This window comes from Paenibacillus sp. 102 (genome assembly GCF_039549175.1).
Lineage (GTDB): Bacteria > Bacillota > Bacilli > Bacillales > Bacillaceae_G > Bacillus_A.
Genome location: NZ_JBCGHT010000003.1, coordinates 38949 through 62764 on the forward strand (window position 1 = coordinate 38949; position 23816 = coordinate 62764).

The following is a 23816-nucleotide window of genomic DNA, read 5'->3' on the forward strand; positions in this document are numbered from 1 at the left end:
TTAACTTGGGAAAAAGGAAAGATATAGAAATAACGGCTTTTGAAGAAAGGGTTTTATCCATGAAAAAATGTATAGCCATTTTGTTATGCATCGTAGGGATATTCATATGGATGAACATCGATCTAGAAATGGGGAAGAAAATGGCGAATCAACTTGAAATATCACAAATTCGGCAGGGGAGTTTCCAGTCATTTGCGAATGGGGAAGATTTATACCGGAATATGTTTGAAGATATCAATCGTGCTAAAAAATTTATTTATCTTCATTTTTATATTGTAGGTAAGGATAAAGTCAGTCGTGAATTTTTAGAACTATTAGAGAAGAAAGCATCGAGTGGTGTGGATGTGAAATTATCGGTGGACCGAATTGGTGGCTATAAAATTAAGAAAAAAGTGATTCAACGGTTAAAAGAAAAGGGTGTTAAGTTTACTTTTAGTAAAAAGCCTAAATTGAAAAATCTTTTTTATTCATTACATCAACGTAATCATCGCCGAATTGCAGTGATTGACGGGAAAATTTCTTATGTCGGTGGTTTTAATATTGGAGAGGAGTATCTCGGGAAGGATCCTAAATTCGGGAGATGGCGTGATTATCAACTGCGCATTGAAGGAGATGGCGCAATTGATATGGAGCGGAAATTTGCAGAAGATTGGCATGCAGATACTGGTGAAAAGCTTTCTTTATATAAAGGGGCTTCTGCGGAAGGTAGTGCAAAATATCGGTATGTATTTTCTGATGGGAAAGGATTTTGGAAAGAGTATAGTGCACTACTGAAGCGAGCTAAAAAGTCAATTATCATTGCAACGCCATATTTTGTACCAGGAAAAGAAATGATGAGCGTTTTGCAAGAGGCATTGCAGCGTGGAGTTGCTGTAAAGATTCTAGTTCCTTTTAAAAGTGATGCTCTGTTATTAAAACAAGCTGCTTATCCACATTTAAAAAAGATGCTAGATGCTGGAGCGGAAATTTATCAATACCGAGATGGTTTTTTTCATGGAAAGGTGACAATCATTGATGATATAACCGCTGATGTAGGGACAGCAAATTTTGATATGCGTAGTTTTTATATAAATACAGAGTCAGATTGTTTTATCTATGATGAAGCAGTCGTTGCTCAAGTATGGGGGAAATTACAAAAGGATTTTCATGATTCTAAACGATTAACGGATAAAGATTTCGACAAAATAAATAGTTGGGATTGGTTTCTAGCAAAGATAGCAAATGTTCTGGCTTTCTATTTATAGGCATATATTTAGGAGAAAGGGGGGAGCTATAATATGAGATGTATGGAAGAATTAATGAAGTGTAGTTATGAAGTGATTCATATGATTGGTGAGTGTATGAATAAGGTGAATGATGAAGAACTAGGAGATATATTAAAACAACATTTGCCCTATATTTTACAAGCTTACAATGAACAGGTGAATTTTCAAGAGGGTGAAAATGTACAGCATATAATTTGTGAACAACTGGGTTCTCCCCTTATACAAAATAACATACCAATGAAAAATACTAGTAAAAGCGATACCGAAATTGCTATTGCCTATATTTCAAATTTAAAAAGATTAGCACTTAGGTTTGCTCAAGTTGCAGTAGAAGTTGCGAATCCAGAATTTCGTTCTTTTTTGGAAAGTTGCTTCGTTAAAATGAATCGTTATGCATATAGTGTGTGGCAATATGTTGTGAAGAAAGAATATAAGATTGAACATATATATGAAGATGAAAAATTTGCATAGAAAAAACAAGACGGAATAGTGGCCGTCTTGTTTTTTTGTATAAGAATTATAAACTTTTTACCATTCCACCATCAACAAGGAATGATTGCCCAGTCATATAAGTATTTGCATCAGATGCAAGGAATGTAGCAAATGTAGCGAACTCATTAGGACGACCATATCTTCCAAGAGGGATAATTGATTCATATTGTTTTTGAACGTCTTCTACGGCAATTCCGCGCTTTTCAGCAGCTGTTTCATCGAGAGAAGCGATGCGGTCTGTAGCAATACGTCCTGGAGCAATCGTATTAATTAAAATGTTGTATGGAGCAAGTTCAGATGCTAACGTTTTTGCTAACCCTGTAATGCCCACGCGGAATGTATTTGATAATAGTAATCCAGGAATCGGCTCTTTAATAGAAGACGAAGCGATGTTAATAATTTTTCCGCCTTGCTGTTTCATATATGGAAGTACTTCACGAATCATACGAACGTAACTTAATAAATTAAGTTCAAATGAATTGTACCAATCTTCGTCTGTTAATTGTTCAAATGTACCGGGCTTAGGACCACCTGCATTATTTACTAAAATATCAATTGTACCAAAAGTTTGTACAGTATATTCTACCGCCTGTTTTATGCTTTCTTTATTTGTAACATCACAAACTGTATACATGGCAGTACCTTTATTAAGGGCAATCAATTCTGTTTGTAAAGATGCTAGCTTTTCCTCATTACGACTCAGTAGCATAACGTTTGTTCCTTCTTTTATGAGCTCCGTAGCAATTGCTTTTCCTAACCCTTGACTAGAAGCGACAACTAGAGCAGTTTTTCCAGCTAATCCAAGTTCCATATGTATCAACCTTTCTGTTTTATAGTACTTTTATTATATGTGAAAACACTGCGAAATTAAAAAAATAAGATTGGTGTTATCAGAAAATTTACAAACATTTACCGTATCTTTACTCTTTTCTCATATTTCCTTCAAAAAAGAGAAGTAATATGAGATTGTACATATTCTATCAAAAGGGGGATAAGCAAATGAATAAATGGGTTAAATCTTTAACTGTAATGGCACTTGCGAGCTCTTTATTTCTGGTAGGTTGTAATAATAATGGTGATGAAGAGAAGAAAGATGAAGAAACAACACAGCAAGACGAAAAGAAAGATCAAGAAACGAGTAAGGATAGTAATTCTTCAGATTCAAAGGAAAAAAAATAATAGCATATTATGTATAGTGGAGCTTCCTCAGGTGATGAGGAAGTTTTTTTAGTTGTATATTTTTCGTTTTTGAGAAAAAATAGAGAGAAATAGAGAGCAAGGAGAAGAAAAATGAAAATATGTATATTTGGAGCAACTGGAAGAGTTGGATCACAGGTAATGAAACTAGCTTTACAAGATTCAAATGATGTTACAGTATTAGTTCGTGATCAAAATAAGCTTGTAGTAAAACATAACAATCTACATATAGTAGAAGGGGATGTATTACAGGAAAATGATGTGAAGAAAGCTTTAAAGGGGGCTGATATCGTTTTAAGTGCTCTTGGAACTGATGGAAATGGAACCTTATCGGACAGCATGCCTAGTATTATAAAACATATGAAAGAAGATAAGATAACAAGGATTATTACAATAGGAACTGCTGGCATTTTACAAGCGCGAACAAATCTGAAGATATATCGGTTTCAATCGGATGAATCAAAAAGAAGAAGTACCATAGCTGCTGAGGATCATTTATCAGCTTATATAGCATTAAAAAATAGTGGGCTATGCTGGACGATTGTTTGTCCTACACATTTAGTTGATGGTGAAGAAACAGGTACGTACCGGACAGAGACGAATATGTTACCACTGGATGGATCGAAAATTACGGTAGGAGATACGGCGCGTTTTGCGTGGTCTTTAACCAAAGAAGAAGTATATGAAAATAGCCGCATAGGTATTGCGTATTAAAAAACCATCCCTTATAAGGGATGGTTAAAAAAGAATGTAACATACAAAAATGATAATCATAATAATTTGTAAAATCGCTTTTGCCACTGTACTGCTTAAAAAGCCGACAACTGTAGCAATTCCGACCATAAACGCTTCGTGCGGTGTCTTTTTATGCATTATTTCTGTCACGAAAACAGATAGAAATGGAATGATAATGAGTCCAAATGGTGGGAAGAAAAAGGAACCGATAATAATAGAAATCATTCCTACACGTTCGCTCCATTTGGTACTCCCATATTTCTTCAAGAAGTATCCATTTGCAATAAAATCAGCAACGAAAATAATGATGGTAAAAATGATTTGAATGATCCAAAAACTTGTTGTTAGCTCCCCGCCATTTATACCAAAATGATAAATGATATATCCAGCCCACAGTGCAAGTATGCCAGGGATGATTGGATAGATAAACGCAATAAATGATACGATAAAACAAGCAATTATACAAAGGGTTAATAAAACAGTCAATTTATATCTCCTTTTTACTATCTAGTTTATGTACAGCAACTTTCTTAATTTGATGCCCGTCAAGCTCTAACGCTTTAAATTGGAAACCGGCATATTCAATCGAATAGCCAACTTCGATATTTAAATCAGCGGATTGGGATAGAAGCCAGCCACCAATTGTATCTAAATCACTTTCATCAATATGTAAACCAAACATATCATTTACTTCTGAAATGAGTACTTTGCCATCCAGTACAGTGAGTTTTGGTGTGCGTTTTTCAATCATTGGTGATTCATCTGCATCAAACTCATCTTGAATTTCACCAATAATTTCTTCAATAATATCTTCCATTGTTAATAGTCCAGCTGTCCCGCCATATTCATCCATTACAATTGCCATTTGCACACGGTTCTTTTGAAGATGAATTAATGTTTTACGGATTGGTACTGTTTCAAATACAGTTAAGACCGGATGTATATACGCTTCTAAAGGTTTGTGAATTCCCTTTGTTTGATCGTGAAAAATTTCTTTTGTATTTAGCATCCCGATAATATCATCTTTATCTTTTTCAATAATTGGATAACGTGTATATTTTTCAGATGCCACGATGTCCATATTTTCTTCTAATGTATTTTCGGTAGATAGACAAACCATTTCTGTACGAGGAACCATAATTTCTTTGGCAACACGATCATCAAATTCGAAAATATTATTAACATATTTATATTCAGTTTGATTAATTTCACCGCTTTTAAAGCTTTCACCTAAAATAAGTCGTAATTCTTCTTCTGAGTGAGCAAGTTCATTTTCTTTTGCTGGTTCTAAGCCGAATAGTTTTGTAAAGAATACGGCTGTACTATTAAGTAACCAAATGAAAGGGTACATGATTCTATCAAACCAAATGAGTGGTTTAGCAAATTTTAATGCAATTGCTTCAGCTTTTTGAATTGCAAAAGATTTTGGAACAAGTTCGCCCAATACAACATGGAAAAAAGTAATGATACTAAAAGCAATGATAAACGATAGTGTGTTAGCCATTGTTCCAGTAATATTTATTTTTTCGAATAATGGACGTAGTAAATGTTCAACAGTTGGTTCACCAAGCCAACCAAGTCCTAAAGAAGTGATGGTAATACCAAGCTGACAGGCTGATAAATATACATCTAAGTTAGATACAACGCTTCTGGCAGCTAATGCTTGCTTATTCCCTTCATTGGCAAGCTGGTCAATTCGACTCTTCCGTACTTTTACAACTGCAAATTCAGATGCGACGAAAAAGCCGGAAATGAGAATAAGTAAAAAAATGAGAAAAATATTTAATATGTCCAAGTGTGTTCTTTACTCCAAAGTGGGAATAAAGATGTCACCTCCTGCAAGTATGTTATACTTTTATAATAAATCGAAATGAAAATAATAGTCAAAGGAAATGAGTAAATATTGGAATGTTTTTCTAATCATTCGTGAATTTGTTGGTATTTTACCCGGAATGAAAGGGGAATAACCCTAGTTAAAAAATCTAATTAAAACTATTTATGTTTTATAGTTTTTTATTAATTATTTAAAAACTGTTGCAACCTCCGTTTTTAAAAGGAGGGAGATAGTTTAATTATTTAATCATCGTTTTTGAAATAGCGTAAGTCTGATGTTTAGATTGGTTTGTTGTCCATATGGATTGAAGAAAGGAAAGAATAATGTACGGAATATAAATGAGTAGCAGTCCAAGTGTGACAACAGTTGGTGAACTTCCTCCGAATTGAATAATAAGTTGTAGTAATCCTTTCGTATGAAAAATACATTCCATATAAAAGAATGACAAAATAATGGAACTTAAAACAGACTTATGATTTGAAACGATTGCCATAAATAACGTATTAATGAGAAAAGATGAATCATGTATATTATGTTCTTCAGTTTTATTTAAAAATGGAATCCACTTTTTGATTGCCTGTATAACGATAATCATTGATGTACTACAGATGATAATAAAGGAAGAAAGGAATGGAATTGTTATGTACTTTGCAATGTATAAAGAAATTAAGATAATAGCACATTGTAATAAGGCAGTACTGAATGAGTATGGAATCCAGCGCAATATTGAAGTGTACTTTTTTAATTGTTTTGGTGCCTTTAAGAATAAACGCCCAATTGCTAGGCTAATGAAAAAACCAATTGTGAGTGTAAATGTAAAGCGAACAATCGATAAAAAGTATACTTCCCACATGTAGGGAAATAGAAGTGTAGATTGTCCTGGAACATGTAACGCCGTAGTTGAATTTATAATAGGTTGTGATGAAAAAAGAATGGATTCATGCATCCAATCAATCATTGGGATAGAAATGGACGGGAAATGAGCAAAATTATGAAAAATCCCAAGTAAACTTTTTAAATAAGAAGATTCATGTGTTAATAATATAGCGGGAAGAGGGCTTATGATGAGAATGATTAGGAAACCAGCTACAAAGCGATATGTGTAAGAACGAAATAATGGAGACATAATTACTCACCTACTCTTTGAATATTCAGAAAATTCTTATTCTTATTCTAGCGCTTTTTTGGATAAGTTACAATATCTTTTTCTTTACATATGGGTATAAGTTGCGATACTAAGTAATTTATTTACAGCCAGTCTGTCGTTATTTGTAAAGGGTAATATAGTGATAAAAAGTAAAAATTCATTTATAAAGTGAAACTTCCATTAGTAGGGGGCTTCCTGCACGGTAATGTGGAATGAATTTTTTAGTCAGCAATTAGGTACAGAATGAAACTCTATTAAATTTCTTAAAAGTGAATCATTCATGAACAAATCATGACAACAATATGAAAAGTTTTCAGAAAAGTAAAATAAAATATTTATTTTTTTCTGAAAATATAATATAGTTATGGCACAGAAAGTATTTTAACATAAGGAGGCTCTTTATGAGGATAAAAGGAAATTATGTGCCTAAAAAAGAAGTATTATTTTGTTCGGATTCAATTACAGTTGGAGAAGCACTGGATCATTTAAATAAAACGGGTTATCGTTGTGTACCAGTTTTAGATGAAAAGCAAGAGAAATTTCTAGGGAATGTGTACAAAGTAGATATTTTAGAATATAAAGGATCGTTAGAAGATGATTTATCAGAATTATTAAACGATAAAGATGGATATGTGAGAGAAGATTCTTCTTTCTTTAAAGTGTTCTTTACAATTAAAAAGCTACCATATTTGTCCGTTATTGATGAGAAAGGAACATTTCTTGGAATTCTAACTCATAAAAAGGTGTTTGAGCTATTAGAGGATGCATGGGGAGTTCATTCTAGCAAGTATTCCGTTATGGTAGGAACTCAAGATTATAATGGAGCGATTCAAAAACTATCTACAGTTTTGAAAAAATATAGTGGTATTCAAAGTTTAATGACATTTGATAATGATGCGTTATTAGTACGCAGAATTATGTTTACATTGGGTGAAGAGTTTAAAGAAGAAGGGTTAGAGACTTTACTAAAGGATTTAGAAGATTACGGATTTCGTGTTGTATACGTGGAAGAAATGAAAAATCCACGTGAAGTGGAAACGATAGAGTAGAAGTTGAAAGGCCATCTGTATGATTTAGATGGCTTTTCATTATATGTAAGAAGAAAAAATGTCGTTATTTTAAAATAATAAAATGAATGATTACTTATTTATTTATAAAATATTTTCCTAAAAGAATAATAGATGAAAAAGGTTTGCATACTATTTAGTTTTTCAAAAAATTCCCTATAAAAAATATGTTTTTATTTTTCAACTAAATGTGTTACTATATGTGTGACAAAAGCAAAGAGGTCTGACTTATTAACTCTGTGATATAACACTCTGATGTTTTGAATATTCAAAAAAATCAAAATTCATTGATTGGAGTAAGAAAAAGGGGAAATGGAGAAATTATGGGGAAAGACATTGCTTTTTGAGGGGCATATATAATCAACATGGATAGAGAGGAGGATGCATAGCATATTGTGAAAGAGATAAAAACAATAGAGACATGCTATGCAAAAGAGAGATGAAGGGACGATTAAGGCCAGGAGATACAATAGCGATCGGTTTAATGTTGTTTGCATTATTTTTAGGAGCAGGAAATTTAATTTTCCCACCAGTATTAGGTCAACAAGCAGGAGAAAATGTTTGGATTGCCACAATCGGATTCCTTGTAACAGGAGTCGGACTCCCTCTATTAGCCGTAACAGCTGTCGCTTTTGTAGAAGGGGACTTGAAAGCGTTATCCTCTAGAGTACATCCTATATTTGCATTTATTTTTCCACTGATTAGTTATTTAGCAATTGGACCATTCTTTGCCATCCCACGTACAGGAGCGGTTTCTTTTGAAATGGGAATGAAACCATTTTTAACAGAAGCAACGGCTTCAGAATGGTACATGTTGTTTCTCTACACAGTAATTTTCTTTGGTATTACGTGGTACTTATCACTAAACCCATCAAAATTGATTGATTGGTTTGGAAAGTTTCTTACTCCGTTATTAGTATTAATTGTTGCTGTAATTGTTGGGAAAGCCATTATCGATCCAATTGGGGCGCCCGCTGCACCTGTAGAAGCATATAAAGAGAATGCGTTTTTTGGTGGATTTATTCAAGGGTACTTAACAATGGATGCCATTAGTGCACTTGTGTTTGGCATCGTTGTTGTACAAGTTATTCGTTCAAAAGGAATAAAAGAGAGCGGACAAATTGCAAAAACAACAATTGTATCCGGAATTATTGCTGTATTAGGTTTAACATTAATTTATTTATCACTTGCTTATCTTGGTTCGACAAGTACATCACTTGGTGTTTCTGATAATGGAGGTCTTATTTTAACGAAAGTTGTAAATGAGCTATATGGAACAAGTGGCAAAGTATTGTTAGGCCTTGTTATTACACTTGCTTGTTTAACAACGTCAGTTGGGCTTGCATCAGCATGTGCGGGATTCTTTACAAACTTATTCCCAAAAGTATCACATAAAATGGTTGTAACATTGGTATGTGTGTTTAGTTTAGTTGTATCAAACTTAGGGTTAACACAGCTTATTGCTGTAACATTACCAGTATTGATGATTATTTACCCTGTTGCAATCGTATTAATTGTACTGTCATATTTCCATAAATGGATTGGACAGCGAAATACAATATATATCGGTGCGATTTTGGGTGCGTTAGTAATCAGTGTATTTAACGGTTTAGAAAGCGCGAATATTAAGTTTGACGCCATAACAAATGTCCTGCAAATGCTTCCTTTATACAAGGAAGGAATTGGGTGGTTACTACCATCATGTATTGGTGGAGTCATTGGTTACTTCTTATATAGACCAAGTGAATCAAGTGAGTTACAAAAGAAAGGTGCTTAGGCATCTTTCTTTTTTTAGAGGGAATTCATATGTTTTGTCTAAATATTAGCTTGGAAGGAATGATAAAATGGCTAATTTTGAAGACTTTTTACAGTTAGATTTACGCGTTGGAATGATAAAAAAAGCAGAAGAGTTTAAAGAAGCGCGTGTACCTGCGATTAAGCTGGAAATTGACTTTGGTGAACTTGGTATGAGGCAGTCCAGTGCTCAAATTACAGAATTGGTGAGCGGGAAAGACCATGTACTTTAGCCGTGGGAGTGGTCAATGCAGCCAGATATAGAAATCCCTAATGGAACACTAATTAGTTAATAGGGAGAGGATTAGAAATGGATATTGGAAAGATCTATTTAGAATGTGCAATTTCAAACTTTAAGGCGATGCAAAAGCAAGGAGAACGGACACTTTCACAGTTATCATATGAACAAATAAGTTGGACACCTCATGAAGAAGCAAACAGTATTGCGATTATAATCAAACATTTACATGGGAATATGCGCTCAAGATGGACAGATTTTTTAACGGCAGATGGTGAAAAATTAGATCGCAATCGTGATGGTGAATTTGAGGGGAGTTATGCTTCGAAAGAAGAGACGCTAATAGCATGGCAAGAAGGCTGGGATTATGTTTTTCAAGCGCTGCAATCATTAACTTCAAAAGACCTCTTAACACTCGTCCATATTCGAGGTGAAGCACATAGTGTTATGCAAGCAATTGAGAGACAAATTGCTCATTACGCTTTACATGTTGGACAAATCATTTATGTTGGCAAAATGTTAAAGAAAGAAGAGTGGGAGTGTTTGAGTATTCCTAAAGGACAGTCTAATCGTTATCAACGAAAGTGACGTTCAATATAATAGTAAGAAATTAAACGGCATAAAGCAGGTGTTAAAAAGAAAATCCAAATAACTGATGGCTCAGTTATGGTTAAAATACTCCCTACAACGAGGGTATACAAAATAAAATATATTCCAAATAGCGTATTAATAGGAAGAAAACTAGAAAAGAAAAATTGTTGGCCAAAACACGTATTGTGAAATAAGTAGATGCGTATGTAAAACATTGTGGTAATAAGATCTTGCTTTCTGATAATTTTTTTCTGGCATTTATGACATATAAAAGTGGTTCTCATTTTTACACTCCATTTACAAATAAGTATTATGTCCTTCTTAAACTTGTTACTAGTTTATAAATAAGTAGATATAAAAAATATACTCCTACATAGGCCCCGGTGATGAGAAATAATGGATTCAATAAAATACCGTGGATGGTCGTCATAAATACTAAGCCGTGAAGCACAACATCATATATGTTAAAAGCAATTAGTATACCAAGTATATATAATGAAAGGTACGCGCAAATATCTAAGAAAGCACGGGCTTTAGGGTGTGCTGCAAATAATAAAAAAACACATGATAAAACAATAGGAATGATACCGATTATTAGCTTCAATTCATTTCACCTCTATGACAATATAGCCGAAATTTAGGCGGTCTATTCTCTATAGCTTGTACATAAGTTGGAACAGAGAGGGTGATGTTATGAATCGAGGCTTTTTTTATGTGAAATTAACAAGTGTACGTAAGCTTATTTTATTTGTTGTCCTTATGATGTTAGCGACTTTTTTTCTTATTAGTATGATGGTGACTTCATTGAAAGAAACAAAGTCAGCATATTTATATAGTTGGTTGAATGAGTTATCAATGAATGGGTATATGTATGTGATTGGAAAGGAAAATCATTATTTTACACAAGAATATCGGAATTTAAATCAAGATTTTTCGATTTCATCTTTTCTTTTTTCAACAGCGACAAATATTCGTTTTGATGATGTGCGTAGTTTCGTCGGAAAAGAACTTCCTGGGTTTGGAAAATATGATACAGAAATTGTCATTGCCGGTGAAGGGACTGATTATTCTAATTTACCGATAGAATCAAGTGTTCCGCTTGAAGAATTGGTGAAGGAAAGAACGGGAGAAACTGGACAGGTTCCGAAACCGGATACGAATAAAGAAAAAAAACAGCCCTCCCAAACGACGGGGAAAAGACAAGTTGCATTTATCTATCATTCTCACAGTTGGGAGTCTTATTTGCCGTTATTAAATTTGACAAATAATCCAAACGCAAATAAAGCGACGAGTTCTGTGACGAATATTTCTATTTTCGGAGATAGATTCCGTGAACAATTAGAAAATGAAGGAATAGGAGCAGTTCTTGATAAAACAGATGTTGGGAAGAGACTGATTAGTAGAGGGTTGAATGATACGAGTTCTTACAAAATGTCTCGGGAAATTGTACAGGAGGCAATGGCAGGAAATAAAGAGTTACAATACTTTTTTGATTTGCACCGAGATAGTGCCCGTAAAAATGTCACGACAAAAGCAATTGGAGATAAATCGTATGCAAAGCTTGCTTTTGTCATTGGAAAAGGGAATAAAAATTACGCCAAAAACTTACAATTAGCAACTGCACTACATGAAGCGATTAATAAGGAATATCCTGGGATAAGTCGAGGGGTTATACAAAAGGGGTTTCAAACAGGGAACGGTGTTTATAATCAGGACTTGTCAGGACAAGCAATTTTAATTGAAGTAGGAGGTGTAGATAACACATCTGAAGAATTAAATCGTTCCATTGATGTATTGGCAAAAGCATTTAGTGAATATTTTTGGCAAGCGGAAAAGGTGAATGGATGAACGTAAGCGAAATGCTTACGTTTTTTGTGTTCAAAAAGAAGAGAGAAATAGGAACCAAGGTCTTTTTATAAAAAGAATTTCATCTTCATTATACTAATATCGAAATTTGTCTATTTCCCCTATAAAAAATAGAAAGGTATTTCGTAAAAAAATATCGAAATTCTCTTTATAGATAAAAACTTTCACATCATAAAATCGACAGGGTGATAGAGATGATACGAGAAATTCAAGTAGACGACGCAGCGACATTTTTACAGTTAGGAAAACAATTGGATGAAGAAACTTCTTATATGTTATTGGAACCAGGTGAACGGGATACAACAGTGGAGCAACAAAAAAATATGCTCAAACGCTTTATCGAAAATTATAATTCTACAATATTTGTAGCAGTAGAAGAGGAACAATTAGTTGGATTTATTTTAGCTAATGGTGGTGATGTGCAAAGAAATACGCATGCAGCAGCCATTGTGATTGGGATTTTACAAGAATATAGCGGAAAAGGAATTGGGAGAGCTTTGTTTAAAGAGGTAGAAATATGGGCAAGATTACATGATGTATGGCGTTTAGAGTTAACAGTAATGGCCCATAATACGCGAGCACAAGCACTATATAAAAAAGTAGGATTTGAACAAGAGGGTATCAAAAAAGCTTCTCTTATCGTTGATGGGAAAAATATCGATGAGTATTATATGGCCAAATTATTAAAATAAGAGGTCGTTTTATGAAAAAAAGATGGACACTACTTAGTGTCGTAGTAGTTGCAATTTTGATTGGAGTAGCAGGCATTAATTATAAAATGTATAAAGATAAACAGGCACAAGAGGTAAATAGTAGCGTTGTATTTCCAAGAGTGCAAGAAACGATTGCGAAAATGGAAGGGGATCTTGCGGTTGTGAATAACCCAGATTCTGTACTTGTGCTTGTAAATAAAAGTAGAAGGCTACCAGATCGTTATAAGCCACAAGATTTAGTTATTCCAAAAGTACGTTATTCGAGTGAAGGTGATCAAGAGAAAAAGAAGATGAGGAAAGAAGCCGCGCAGGCACTTGAAAACATGTTCAAGCAAGGTGATCAAGAAAGAATTTTTCTCTTTGCAGTCTCTGGATTCAGGTCTTTTGATCGGCAAAAAGCACTCAATACAATGTATAAGATTCAAGATGGGGAAGCAAAAACAGCGATGTCGAGTGCGATTCCAGGAACAAGTGAACATCAAACGGGACTTGCGATGGATATTACATCACAATCTGCTAAATTTCAATTAGAGTCTGTTTTTGGAGATACAAAGGAAGGGAAATGGCTTGCTGAAAATGCACATAAGTTTGGCTTTGTCATCCGATATACAAAAGAGAAGGAATCGATTACGGGTTATCGGTATGAACCATGGCACGTTCGCTATGTAGGGAATCCGCAAGCTACCTATTTGTATGAAAATCAACTCACATTAGAAGAAGCCATGAAATAATCAATTAAGGGGAGACGGCCGAGATGACGATGTTATATAAGAAAAAGGTATATGCATACATTACGAGGGAGAAAGAAGGGATTATGCAATTGCTTGTTTGTAAACATCGTGATATGCCAGAAGCTGGTATACAGGTCCCAGGTGGAACAGTGGATGAAGGAGAGAAATTAGAAGCAGCAGTACTGCGTGAAGTGCTAGAAGCGTCAGGACTTCGGCATTTATGTATAGAACGTTTCATTGATGATTATATCATCCATGTGAAAGAAAAACAGGAATATCAAAAACGCCACTTTTTTCATATGTCTTTAATAACAGACGTTAAGGATACATGGGAACATATCGTAAGTGCAGGAGAGGAAGATGAGGGCCTAACATTTTGTTATGAATGGGTTGATATAACAAAATGTCCTGTATTAGCAGGAAATCAAGGTGAGTTTGTACATTTACTAGAAGAGATGTATGTGAAATAAAAAAGTTTGTTCATGCACTAAAAACGTTTTAGACGGATTTCGTTCGTCTAAAACGTTTTTTTATTTCCTCCTTTTTCTATTCTCTAAAGTTTTATATGATAAAAAATAGCAAAATCAAAGAGAAACGTCCTTTTCTTGCTGCTTCGTATGTTTCAATAACATAAAAGATAAACAAGCGGAACATAAAATGAGAAAAGCAGCGATGATATAGATAGTGCGAACACCGAACATATCGGTAATAATACCAACGCTTAGTATAGAAAGTCCTGAAACAGCTGAAGTAAGTGTGCCGTGAGCTGTATACATTTTTGATAATAGAGATGGTGGTACACTTGATTGTAAAACGGTTGTTTGAGAAATATCTCTAATTTGATAAGCAGGTCCCATTAGAAGACAAAGAAACAGTGCAATAAAGCCGTTGCTTGTTATGCCATATAAGAAAGTGAGTACGCTAAATAGAAGTGATCCTAAAGCCATTGAGCGTATCAAGTTATTTTGAATATACGTACTCATTCGCCAGGCTAATACTCCGCCAATTAATGTTCCGATATAGTAGCTTGTATTAATATATCCCCACCATTCTTCTCCTTTATGAAGAGCGGTTGTTACATAAGCCATCGTGATACCGCCAATCCAAATCGTCCCAGCAAATGCTTCAATTAGGTCCATATATGTAACGGTACGGAGCGCGGGATGTTGGAATAAAAGTTTCCAGCCTTCTAGTAATGCAGCAGATTTTGAAGGTGATTTCTCTGCTCTTTGCTCAGTTTGTATAGCATGTAATGAAACATATAATGTGGTACATCCAAAAATCATTAATATGTTATTTATTATAAGTGTAGAAGTAGCACCAATTAAAAGGACAACTACACTTGTGAATGAATAAGCAGCAGCTTGAACAATTTGTGTTGAAAAGGAAAAGACACTATTTACCTTTACTAATTTTTCTTGTGGTGCGAGACGCGGAATAACAGCGTATAATAAAGGAGAACTCCATCCACTGCATAATGAAACAAGAATAATAAACGTAAGAAGAATAGCAATATTAGATGATAACAAAGGGAATAACATGGTTAAAAGAATTAAAAGGAAAGTCTTAATCCCTTGTAATGTAAAAAGTAATGAATAAGAAGGGAAACGGTTCATTAAAAGTGGTGCAGATGTACTTGCAATAAGACTCGCGATAACTCCCAATAATGGAAAAAGGGCAGTGATGGTAGCTGATTTTGTTGTCATATAAATATGAGTAGTAAGAATCATTACGTAAATAACATCAGCGAGAGTGATACACATTTTAGAAATCCAATAAAAGGATAGTGATTGCCGAGGCAATATGGATACCTCCATCTTATAAATAATTGTTTTTTCTATATTCATCTTAATCTGTGAAATGATTTTTTGAAAGAATTTTATTTTTTGTAACTTTTATACAGGGATTTTCATGTATAATAAAGAATATATTAATATACTATTTTAATAATACTCATTGTAACAGTGAATGTGTATAGTAACTTCTGTTGAAACGTCCTATATTCATGAGGGGGACGTGATAAACAATTCTTTTTTTTCATATACATATAGAAAATAAAAAAGAAAGTGAGGGTTGCATATGGCTGGATGGGTAATTTGGTTTATTATAGCTGGTATTTTATTTATTGCAGAAATGTTATCGATTACCTTTTACATGTTATGGCTTGGAATTGGAGCGGTTGTCGGAGGTCTAATTGCAATATTTGCCCCAGAAGCGCTATTCTTACAAGTTATTGTAGGGGCAATTGTAAGTTTAACATTGACTTTCTTTACGAAACGAATCTCTAAAAATTTTCGAGAGGCAAAAGGGTTTACCGATACTGTCGATAAACTTGCTGGTAAAAAAGGAATTATCATGCAAGCGATTACAAGTGAAGAGAATGGAATTGTGAAAGTGGATGGAGATACTTGGACTGCTATTTCAGATGTCCCCATTTCCGCTGGAGAAAAAGTCATTGTTATAAAGAGGAGCAGTACAGTTTTACATGTAAAAAAGGAGAGTGAATCATAATGGTAGGATTAACATTAACGATTATTTTTGCATTAATTGTTGTTGTATTTGTAGCCTTAACAATTAAAATCATTTCGCAGCAAAAGGTGGCAGTTATTGAAAGGTTTGGTAAATTCCAACGCATCATGCATCCGGGGTTAAATATTTTAATTCCTATTGTAGATCGCGTTCGTGTATACCATGATTTACGTATTCAACAAACGAATGTGCCACCGCAAAAAGTTATTACGAAAGATAATGTACAAGTGGAAATTGATACGATTATTTTCTATCAAATCGTGGAACCAGAACTTGCGACATACGGTATTTCAAATTATGAATATGGTGTTCGTAATATTACATCTGCAACAATGCGTCAAATTATCGGTAAGATGGAACTGGATGAAACGTTATCAGGGCGTGAAAAAATTTCAACAGAAATTCGTTTAGCACTTGATGAAGCGACAGAAAAATGGGGCGTTCGTATTGAACGTGTAGAAGTTGTTGATATTAATCCGCCAAAAGATGTGCAAGCATCCATGGAAAAACAAATGAAAGCAGAGCGTAATAAGCGTGCGATTATTCTAGAGGCAGAAGCTGCAAAACAAGATAAAGTCCTTCGCGCTGAAGGGGAAAAACAAAGTAAAATCTTGATGGCTGAAGGGGATAAAGAAGCGCGTATTCGCGAAGCTGAAGGTGTACGAGAAGCGAAAGAACTAGAAGCACAAGGGGAAGCAAGAGCAATTGAAACAATTGCGAAAGCAGAACAAAACCGAATTGAATTAATACGTGAAGCTGGCTTAGATGAACGCGTTCTTGCATATAAATCATTTGAGTCATTGGCTGAAGTGGCAAAAGGACCAGCTAATAAAGTCTTCATCCCATCAAATGCAATTGAAACACTTGGTACACTTGGTGCAATTGGCGAAATTTTTAAAGAAAAACAAGCGAAGAAATTGCCTTCTTCTGATACACCGAAAGAACAATAACAACGAGAAAGAGAAATGGGCTACCATTTCTCTTTTTTATTTAGGGGGGGAATCATGTGGAACAGACTTTGAAAATCTTGAAGATTTGTATAGCGACTGCATTTGTTTTGATTTGGTGCTTCGTCATGAAAGATATCATTTTCAATACATACTTAAACTATTCTGTTTGGTTACATTGGCTATATATTATTTGTTTTTCATTAAGTTCTATTAGCACATATAGGACGAATAAGAAGGTGTTTGCGCTATTATTCCTTTTAGCAGTCGTATTAAATGTAACAAGTTTATTGAAAATGTATATTATATAAGGCTTGTACATAACCATGTATAAAGAGGGTGATATATTGAAAAAGTATGCAACTCGTATACATGGAAAGAAGTTTTTATTTTTAGTCTTATCATATGTATTTGTAGTGATAGTAGCGGCGTCTATTGTGACATCACTTTTACATACAATGAAATCTTATTATGCAAATCAGTGGTTTGGTAAAGTTTCAATGCAAGGTTTTGTTCAAATGTTGGAGAGTGAAAATCATTATTTTGCATTTGATTATTTTAAAGTAAATAAACGAGAATCAGTTGGGAATTTGTTATTTTCTATTGCAACAGATCTTAAAATACAAGATTTAAGAACGTTCGTTGGGAAAGAAGTACCGGGAATGTCAAAGTACTATTCTAATATTATCGTAGCTGGAGAAGGAACGGATTATACAAATATTCCAAACGAATCCAGTGTCCCAATTGAAGAGGTAACAAAAGAACGTGAAGTGGCAAAAGATAAAGTCACAGAAGCAGATAAAAAGAATCCTGTACAAAAAAATAAAAGCAATGCAAAAGGTGAGAGCGCCGTATATATTTATCACACGCATAGTTGGGAATCTTTCTATCCGTTGTTACCTGGAGCGGAAAATCCATCAAGTCCTGATGTAAATGTCTCGCTTTTGGGAGAGCGTCTAAAAGAACAGTTGGAAGGACAGGGAATACCGGTTCTTCATGATAAAACAAACATGGGGGACTTATTAGCGAATAAGAAATGGAAATGGTATCAAGCGTATACCGCATCTCATGGATATGTGAAAGAAGCGTTGGGGCAAAATGATAAAATTATGTTTCCAATTGATATTCATAGAGATGATCGGCGAAAGAATGTTACGACAAAAGTGATTAATGGAAAATCTTATGCGAGACTGTATTTTATTATTGGGATGGAAAATAAAGGGCGTTCTCATAATGAGAAGATTGCAAGAGCGATAAATTCATATTTAGATGAAAACTATTACGGATTAAGTAGAGGGATTTTCCCGAAATATAAAAAAGATGGAAATGGTGTTTATAATCAGGATTTATCAAAAAATGCCATGCTCATTGAAGTAGGCGGTGTTGATAATACGTTGGAAGAGCTATATAACACAATTGATGTTTTGACAGAGGCGTTTAGTAAATATTATTGGGATGCAGAGAAGGTGAATGGATGATGTAAGAGGGACAGGGAACTGTCCCTTTTTTATATGTCCCTTTTTTATATGTCCCTTAAAAATTTTACCGGAATTTCATAATGTGAAATAAGGCAGTCATTTCGAGTAGAGATTGTTTTATAATAATTAAAAATTCTGTCAATTAAAGAGGTTGACTAGAATTTCTAAACTTATTTGTATAATAAACTTCAAAATGTATATATTGGAGGGGTAAAAATGGCGATTCGAACAGGGGCTCAGTATATCGAAGGATTAAAGGCGAGAAATCCTGAAATTTGGATTGGTGGAAGAAGAGTAACGGATGTTGTAAATGAAGATGTTTTTCGGGAACCGATTTTACAAATTGCTAAATTATATGATATGCAACACGATCCAGAGTATCAGGACAAAATTACCCATATATGTGAAGAGACAGGAGAACGGGTTTCCAATGCCTTTTTAGTGCCGGAAAATTATGAGGATTTAAAAGCGCGCCGGGAATTGTTTGAAGTATGGGCAAAAGCTACGTATGGTTTAATGGGTAGAACACCAGACTTTTTAAATGTTACAGTCACTTCAATGGCGAGTAATGCATGGTTTTTTGAAAAATTTGATTCTTCGTGGGGGACCAATATAAAAAATTATTATAAGCACATACGTGATCAAGATTTGTTTTTAACACATGCGATTATCAATCCACAAAATGATCGAAGTAAAGCTTCACATCAGCAAGAAGATACAACGATGCATTTAGGTGTGGTGAAAGAAACGGAGGAAGGAATGTATGTAAGTGGCGCGAAAATGCTAGCAACACTTGCTCCGATTACAGATGAAGTAATCATTTATTCCTATCCAAGTTTTAAACCAGGTGATGAGCGTCATGCAATTTCTTTTGCAGTATTGATTGATGCACCAGGATTAAGGATTCTTTGTCGCGAGCCAATGCAAGATGGTAAACGTTCTTTATTTGACCATCCACTGGCTTCAAGGTTTGAAGAAATGGATGCATTACTTGTTTTTCATAATGTATTCATCCCTTGGGATAAAGTATTCATTTATCAAAGTGTAGAAGCTGGAAATCAACTGTATCCGAAAACAGGAATTGGGCATCAGCCTGCGCACCAATCAGGAGTAAGGGGCCTAGTAAAACTTTCCTTTGCAGCGGAAGTAGCTATAAAGCTAGCAGACTCAATTGGAGTAGATGGTTTCTTAAACGTACAAAATCAGTTAGCGGAACTTATGCAAGATGTAGAAACAATTCGAGCGCTCTTACAAGTGGCAGAATATGAATATGAAACGAATGCATATGGTGAAGCTGTTCCTGCGAGATTACCACTTGATACAATACGTAGCTTATTACCTAAAATGTATCCGCGAGCTATTGAAATTATTCAAACCATTGGTGCTGGTGGGCTGTTAATGTCACCAACAGGTGCCGATTTTATGAATCCAGAGATTCAAGACGATATGCATAAATATTATATTGGGCGTGAAGGGGTATCTTCTGAGGAACGGGTTCACTTATTTAAATTAGCTTGGGATTTATGTGGTGAAGCTTTTGGACAACGTTTATTACAATATGAGCGTTATTATTCTGGCGACCCAGTTCGAAAAATGGGGATGTTTTATAATGCGTATAAAAAACAACAATCTCTCTCCCTTGTGAATAATGCTTTGCAAACAAGTTCGTCTGAAAGTGCATTAAGTTAACTATATAATGATTACGCTTACAATTTTAAGTGGAAAAGGAAGGAGCAACAACTAGATAACAAGAATTTTACTGTTAGGATGTAAATCTTCTTATATGTTTAGCAATATATGAACCTGAAAATATATAACTGGAATAGGGGAGGTAAGTTGTTTGATCGCTTCTATCAGTAAAATTTGTAAGATTCTAAATTGTTTCACGAGTGATGAGCCGGTATTAGGAAACTCTGAAATTGCAGCGAAATTAAATATGAATCCGAGTACAGTTCATCATCTTGTTCGTACATTGTGTGAAGAAGGAATGCTTATTCGAGATGAGCAAAGAAAATACCGATTGGGTTGGAAATTGTTAGAGTGGGGCAATCAAGTGATGTTCCAACAAGAGATTTATAGTGGGGCAATTCCAATTGTAGAGGAACTTGTGAAGAAATTTAATGGAACAGTGCATATTGGTATGTTTGACCGTGGAGACGTTGTATTTATTTTGAAAGTTTCATCAAAGGATTCCGTTCAAATATCAACTCATGTTGGAGCAAGAAAACCTGCATATTGCACAAGTACAGGAAAAGTTCTTCTTTCATTTAATCCTTCTTCTTTAGAGTATACTCCAGAAAATGGGCTTTTGCCCAGGGCGCCAAATACGATTACTTGTATGAAGAGATTTCAAGAGGAGTTACAGACAATTCGTAAGCAAGGTTATTCCATAAGTGATAATGAAAATGAACATGGATTATATGGTATTGCAGCTCCTATTCGTTCTTATACGGGGAGAACCATTGCTGCTCTTAATATTGTTGGTCCCATCTCGTATATGCAAGGAAGCAATCGCCAAGTCATGATTCGGAGTGTAATGAATACGGCAAACTTGATTTCAAAGGAATTCGGTTATTTGGATATTTGATTCCTATTGTAAAAGAGAGGTGAAAATCATTTATATACATGGTCATTGCATACCTGAATTAACAAAATCAATTATCTCGATCGGTGCTTTTGATGGTGTGCATAAAGGGCATCAGACCGTTATTAGAAACGCGGTGGAGAAAGCAAAAAAGCTACAGATTACAAATGTCGTGTATACATTTGATCCACCACCACGTTCTTATTTTCAGGGAGCACAGGTGTTAACACCAATTGATGAGAAGTTAAATAGATTTCAGAAGCTCGGTGTTGAACATGTAATTGTTATTCGTTTTGATGAAGTGTATGTGACAAGAAGTGCTAGTCATTTTATCCAAGAATTACAAAGGTTATGCCCTGTTGAAATTTGTGTTGGTGAAGATTTTCGGTTTGGAAAAAATCGTGAAGGAGATATCGAGCTCCTGATGAAATACTTTGCTGTTTCTATCGTCGAAGAGGTTTGTTGTGAAGAAGGTGAACGGATTTCATCAACGAGGATTCGAAATCACTTATTTCAAGGGGAATTACAAAGGTCTCAATCCTTGTTAGGATGGGCTCTTAAAACAATATAAATGGGATGAATTATAAGGAGGAAAGAACATGTCAAAAACATTACAATCTTTTAATTTATTAAAATGGATTGATGAAAATAAAGAGTTATTAAAACCGCCGGTGAATAACAAGGTGATTTGGCAAGATTCAGAGTTTATTGCCATGATTTTAGGGGGACCAAATAGAAGACGTGATTTCCACGTGGATCCTTCAGATGAATTCTTTTATCAAATAAAAGGGGAATGTTATGTGGAATGTATTACGGAAGAAGGAAAACGTGAAGTCGTTACAGTGAAAGAAGGTGACGTGTTCATGTTGCCGGCTATGGTGCCACATTCACCGCACCGCGTTGCAGACACATATGGATTAGTAATTGAAAGGAAGCGTAATCAAGGAGAACTTGAGGATTTTGTTTGGTTCTGTGATGAGTGTAATCATGAGATGCATCGCGTACGAGTTCAATTAAGCGATATTGAAAAACAAGTGAAAGAAGCAATTCATAGCTTTAATTCAAATAAGGAAATTCGTGCATGTAAAAACTGTGGACATATTACGCCAGAAGAGGTGGAGGAATGGAAGTGCGAATAGATTTTCATACACATATTATTCCTGAAACATTTCCAGATTTTGAAGAGAAGTTTGGTGGTGGTCGGTGGCCGATATTAAATCGAACTTGTACATGTGGTGCGTCCATTATGGTTGGAGGGAAGAATTTTCGTGATGTGACAGACCAAGTATGGTGTCCAGAGAAAAGAATTGAAGATATGAATCGAGAAGGTGTTGATATACAAGTATTATCACCAATCCCTGTTACATTTTCTTATTGGGCAAAACCAGAAGAAGCTGAAGCAATGGCGCGTATTCAAAATGATTTTATTGCGGAAACAGTCTCAGCATATCCAGATCGTTTCGTTGGATTAGGGACAGTGCCGATGCAAGATGGAGAAACTGCAGTTCGTGAGATGGAGCGATGCATAAAGGAATTAAAGTTACATGGAATCGAAATTGGAACGAATGTAAATGGGAAAAATTTGGATGATCCTTCATTTATTGAATTTTTCCGAATGGCTGAAAAATGGCAGGTTCCAATTTTTATTCACCCATGGGAAACGCTAGGGCGAGATAGAATGCCACATCATAATTTTATGTATACAGTTGGAATGCCAAGTGAAACAGCTCTTGCAGCAGCTACACTTATCTGGAGCGGCATGATGGAAAAGTTTCCAGGGTTAAAGATTTGTTTTGCTCATGGTGGCGGTTCTTTTCCATATATTTTGCCGCGATTAGATCAAGGATGGCAAGTATGGCCGCATCTAAGATTAACTACATATCCTCCTAGCCATTACGCAAAGAAATTTTATTTTGATTCTTTAAACTATGATCCTATCAATCTTAAATATATGATTGAACGATTTGGGCATGAAAAGATTTTTATGGGATCGGATTATCCATTCTTACTACGGGAAATTCATCCAGGTAAAGTAATTGACGAGACGCTTGAGTTATCGGGGGAACAAAAGGAAGCGATGCTTGGTGGAAATGCCGCGAGCTTCTTAAACATTGATATGAAAAAAAGAGGTGTAGTATATGCAGAAAGTACAAACACCAGAGAGTAAATTAAGCGAAATGGGACTCACGCTACCAGCTATTCGTCCAGCGGTGGGGAATTATGTTGGATGTGTAAAAGTTGGGAATTTATTGTTTACTGCTGGACAAGGTGTTGATGAGTACCACGGGAAATTAGGTAAGGATATATCAATAGAAGATGGATATAAGGCGGCAAGACAGTCAATGTTGAACTTATTAAGTGTCGTAAAGAATGAACTAGGTGATTTAAATAAGGTGAAACGAGTTGTGAAGTTGCTTGGTTTTGTAAACAGTACGGAAGATTTTATTGATCAACCAAAAGTGATAAACGGGGCATCTGATTTATTAGTAGATGTTTTTGGTGAAAAGGGAAAGCATGCTCGTTCCGCTGTTGGAATGGCTCAATTACCGAACAATACAACAATTGAAATTGAGATGGTTTTAGAAATCGAAGAGTAGGAGGCAAGAAA

28 protein-coding genes and 1 pseudogene are annotated in these 23816 nt (G+C 34.9%); 22 read left to right on the top strand and 7 right to left on the bottom strand.

Annotated elements, in window-relative coordinates; translation table 11 throughout:
* The first annotated feature begins 59 nt into the window (after positions 1-59).
* Both cls and AAIE21_RS09355 read left to right on the top strand, forming a co-directional pair.
* Positions 60-1244, top strand: a complete 1185-nt coding sequence (gene cls / locus AAIE21_RS09350) for a cardiolipin synthase (RefSeq protein WP_343266523.1) — start codon at positions 60-62, stop codon at positions 1242-1244.
* A 33-nt stretch (positions 1245-1277) separates the two neighbouring features.
* A complete protein-coding gene (locus AAIE21_RS09355; RefSeq protein ID WP_343266524.1) occupies positions 1278-1736 on the top strand; it encodes a spore coat protein in 459 nt (152 codons plus the stop codon).
* Positions 1737-1782: 46 nt separating this feature from the next.
* Here the strand turns inward: AAIE21_RS09355 and AAIE21_RS09360 are convergent, their stop codons facing one another.
* Positions 1783-2568, bottom strand: a complete 786-nt coding sequence (locus tag AAIE21_RS09360; RefSeq protein WP_343266525.1) for an SDR family oxidoreductase — start codon at positions 2566-2568, stop codon at positions 1783-1785.
* Positions 2569-2756: 188 nt separating this feature from the next.
* On the opposite strand from AAIE21_RS09360, the gene AAIE21_RS09365 reads away from it, so the two are divergent.
* Both AAIE21_RS09365 and AAIE21_RS09370 read left to right on the top strand, forming a co-directional pair.
* The gene (locus AAIE21_RS09365; RefSeq protein ID WP_343266526.1) at positions 2757-2936 is read left to right on the top strand and encodes a hypothetical protein; all 180 of its coding nucleotides are present in this window, start codon (positions 2757-2759) and stop codon (positions 2934-2936) included.
* A gap of 111 nt (positions 2937-3047) precedes the next feature.
* Entirely contained in the window at positions 3048-3668 is a 621-nt protein-coding gene (locus AAIE21_RS09370) for an NAD(P)-dependent oxidoreductase (RefSeq protein ID WP_343266527.1), read from the top strand.
* Between the two features lie 24 nt (positions 3669-3692).
* Here the strand turns inward: AAIE21_RS09370 and AAIE21_RS09375 are convergent, their stop codons facing one another.
* The 3 genes from AAIE21_RS09375 to AAIE21_RS09385 all read right to left on the bottom strand — a co-directional run bounded on the left by AAIE21_RS09375 (position 3693) and on the right by AAIE21_RS09385 (position 6649).
* Positions 3693-4175, bottom strand: a complete 483-nt coding sequence (locus tag AAIE21_RS09375; protein ID WP_343266528.1) for a DUF456 domain-containing protein — start codon at positions 4173-4175, stop codon at positions 3693-3695.
* A gap of 1 nt (position 4176) precedes the next feature.
* A complete protein-coding gene (locus AAIE21_RS09380; protein WP_343266529.1) occupies positions 4177-5484 on the bottom strand; it encodes a hemolysin family protein in 1308 nt (435 codons plus the stop codon).
* A gap of 277 nt (positions 5485-5761) precedes the next feature.
* Positions 5762-6649, bottom strand: coding sequence for a hypothetical protein (locus tag AAIE21_RS09385; RefSeq protein ID WP_343266530.1), 888 nt, complete (start codon positions 6647-6649; stop codon positions 5762-5764).
* A gap of 422 nt (positions 6650-7071) precedes the next feature.
* Here AAIE21_RS09385 and cbpA point away from each other — a divergent pair, with 422 nt between their 5' ends.
* The 4 genes and pseudogenes from cbpA to AAIE21_RS09405 all read left to right on the top strand — a co-directional run bounded on the left by cbpA (position 7072) and on the right by AAIE21_RS09405 (position 10357).
* The gene (gene cbpA / locus AAIE21_RS09390; protein ID WP_343266531.1) at positions 7072-7719 is read left to right on the top strand and encodes a cyclic di-AMP binding protein CbpA; all 648 of its coding nucleotides are present in this window, start codon (positions 7072-7074) and stop codon (positions 7717-7719) included.
* Positions 7720-8176: 457 nt separating this feature from the next.
* The gene (brnQ4, locus tag AAIE21_RS09395; protein ID WP_343266532.1) at positions 8177-9514 is read left to right on the top strand and encodes a branched-chain amino acid transport system II carrier protein BrnQ4; all 1338 of its coding nucleotides are present in this window, start codon (positions 8177-8179) and stop codon (positions 9512-9514) included.
* A 67-nt stretch (positions 9515-9581) separates the two neighbouring features.
* Positions 9582-9752 (top strand): annotated as a pseudogene (locus AAIE21_RS09400) (tRNA-binding protein); the annotation flags it as partial.
* An 89-nt stretch (positions 9753-9841) separates the two neighbouring features.
* Complete coding sequence (locus AAIE21_RS09405) at positions 9842-10357, top strand: DUF1572 family protein (protein ID WP_343266533.1); 516 nt, start codon at positions 9842-9844, stop codon at positions 10355-10357.
* Here the strand turns inward: AAIE21_RS09405 and AAIE21_RS09410 are convergent.
* Together AAIE21_RS09410 and AAIE21_RS09415 are read right to left on the bottom strand one after the other, a co-directional pair.
* Entirely contained in the window at positions 10345-10644 is a 300-nt protein-coding gene (locus AAIE21_RS09410) for a permease (RefSeq protein WP_343266534.1), read from the bottom strand. The two genes, AAIE21_RS09405 and AAIE21_RS09410, sit on opposite strands and share 13 nt — an antisense overlap.
* Positions 10645-10670: 26 nt before the next feature.
* On the bottom strand, positions 10671-10964 hold the full coding sequence (locus AAIE21_RS09415) for a hypothetical protein (RefSeq protein ID WP_343266535.1): 294 nt from the start codon (positions 10962-10964) through the stop codon (positions 10671-10673).
* A gap of 89 nt (positions 10965-11053) precedes the next feature.
* Between AAIE21_RS09415 and spoIIP (AAIE21_RS09420) the strand changes: the two genes are divergently transcribed.
* The 4 genes from spoIIP (AAIE21_RS09420) to AAIE21_RS09435 all read left to right on the top strand — a co-directional run bounded on the left by spoIIP (AAIE21_RS09420) (position 11054) and on the right by AAIE21_RS09435 (position 14140).
* Complete coding sequence (spoIIP, locus tag AAIE21_RS09420; protein WP_343266536.1) at positions 11054-12208, top strand: stage II sporulation protein P; 1155 nt, start codon at positions 11054-11056, stop codon at positions 12206-12208.
* Positions 12209-12420: 212 nt separating this feature from the next.
* Positions 12421-12918 carry a GNAT family N-acetyltransferase gene (locus tag AAIE21_RS09425; RefSeq protein WP_343266537.1) on the top strand — a complete coding sequence of 166 codons (498 nt, stop codon included), beginning with the start codon at positions 12421-12423 and terminating at the stop codon, positions 12916-12918.
* 11 nt (positions 12919-12929) lie between these two features.
* Positions 12930-13670 carry a M15 family metallopeptidase gene (locus tag AAIE21_RS09430; RefSeq protein WP_343266538.1) on the top strand — a complete coding sequence of 247 codons (741 nt, stop codon included), beginning with the start codon at positions 12930-12932 and terminating at the stop codon, positions 13668-13670.
* Positions 13671-13693: 23 nt separating this feature from the next.
* Positions 13694-14140 (top strand): NUDIX hydrolase, encoded by a 447-nt coding sequence (locus tag AAIE21_RS09435; protein WP_343266539.1) that lies wholly within the window; start codon positions 13694-13696, stop codon positions 14138-14140.
* A 114-nt stretch (positions 14141-14254) separates the two neighbouring features.
* Here AAIE21_RS09435 and AAIE21_RS09440 read toward each other — a convergent pair whose 3' ends face one another.
* Positions 14255-15472, bottom strand: coding sequence for an MFS transporter (locus AAIE21_RS09440; RefSeq protein ID WP_343266540.1), 1218 nt, complete (start codon positions 15470-15472; stop codon positions 14255-14257).
* A gap of 277 nt (positions 15473-15749) precedes the next feature.
* Here AAIE21_RS09440 and AAIE21_RS09445 point away from each other — a divergent pair, with 277 nt between their 5' ends.
* The 10 genes from AAIE21_RS09445 to AAIE21_RS09490 all read left to right on the top strand — a co-directional run bounded on the left by AAIE21_RS09445 (position 15750) and on the right by AAIE21_RS09490 (position 23805).
* Entirely contained in the window at positions 15750-16181 is a 432-nt protein-coding gene (locus tag AAIE21_RS09445) for an NfeD family protein (RefSeq protein ID WP_174102159.1), read from the top strand.
* A complete protein-coding gene (locus tag AAIE21_RS09450) occupies positions 16181-17149 on the top strand; it encodes an SPFH domain-containing protein (RefSeq protein WP_343266541.1) in 969 nt (322 codons plus the stop codon). The genes AAIE21_RS09445 and AAIE21_RS09450 overlap by 1 nt, the downstream gene beginning before the upstream one ends.
* A gap of 56 nt (positions 17150-17205) precedes the next feature.
* On the top strand, positions 17206-17457 hold the full coding sequence (locus AAIE21_RS09455; RefSeq protein WP_343266542.1) for a hypothetical protein: 252 nt from the start codon (positions 17206-17208) through the stop codon (positions 17455-17457).
* A 15-nt stretch (positions 17458-17472) separates the two neighbouring features.
* The gene (gene spoIIP, locus AAIE21_RS09460; RefSeq protein ID WP_343266543.1) at positions 17473-18624 is read left to right on the top strand and encodes a stage II sporulation protein P; all 1152 of its coding nucleotides are present in this window, start codon (positions 17473-17475) and stop codon (positions 18622-18624) included.
* A gap of 216 nt (positions 18625-18840) precedes the next feature.
* Positions 18841-20313: a 4-hydroxyphenylacetate 3-hydroxylase family protein gene (locus AAIE21_RS09465; RefSeq protein WP_343266544.1), complete on the top strand. Its 1473-nt coding sequence runs from the start codon at positions 18841-18843 to the stop codon at positions 20311-20313.
* A gap of 151 nt (positions 20314-20464) precedes the next feature.
* On the top strand, positions 20465-21211 hold the full coding sequence (locus tag AAIE21_RS09470) for an IclR family transcriptional regulator (RefSeq protein WP_343266545.1): 747 nt from the start codon (positions 20465-20467) through the stop codon (positions 21209-21211).
* 19 nt (positions 21212-21230) lie between these two features.
* Positions 21231-21779, top strand: coding sequence for an FAD synthetase family protein (locus AAIE21_RS09475; protein ID WP_343266546.1), 549 nt, complete (start codon positions 21231-21233; stop codon positions 21777-21779).
* Positions 21780-21807: 28 nt separating this feature from the next.
* On the top strand, positions 21808-22347 hold the full coding sequence (gene nbaC / locus AAIE21_RS09480) for a 3-hydroxyanthranilate 3,4-dioxygenase (protein ID WP_343266547.1): 540 nt from the start codon (positions 21808-21810) through the stop codon (positions 22345-22347).
* Complete coding sequence (locus AAIE21_RS09485; protein WP_343266548.1) at positions 22332-23375, top strand: amidohydrolase family protein; 1044 nt, start codon at positions 22332-22334, stop codon at positions 23373-23375. The genes nbaC and AAIE21_RS09485 overlap by 16 nt, the downstream gene beginning before the upstream one ends.
* Complete coding sequence (locus AAIE21_RS09490; RefSeq protein WP_343266549.1) at positions 23347-23805, top strand: RidA family protein; 459 nt, start codon at positions 23347-23349, stop codon at positions 23803-23805. Before AAIE21_RS09485 ends, AAIE21_RS09490 begins: the two co-directional genes overlap by 29 nt.
* Positions 23806-23816 lie beyond the last annotated feature (11 nt).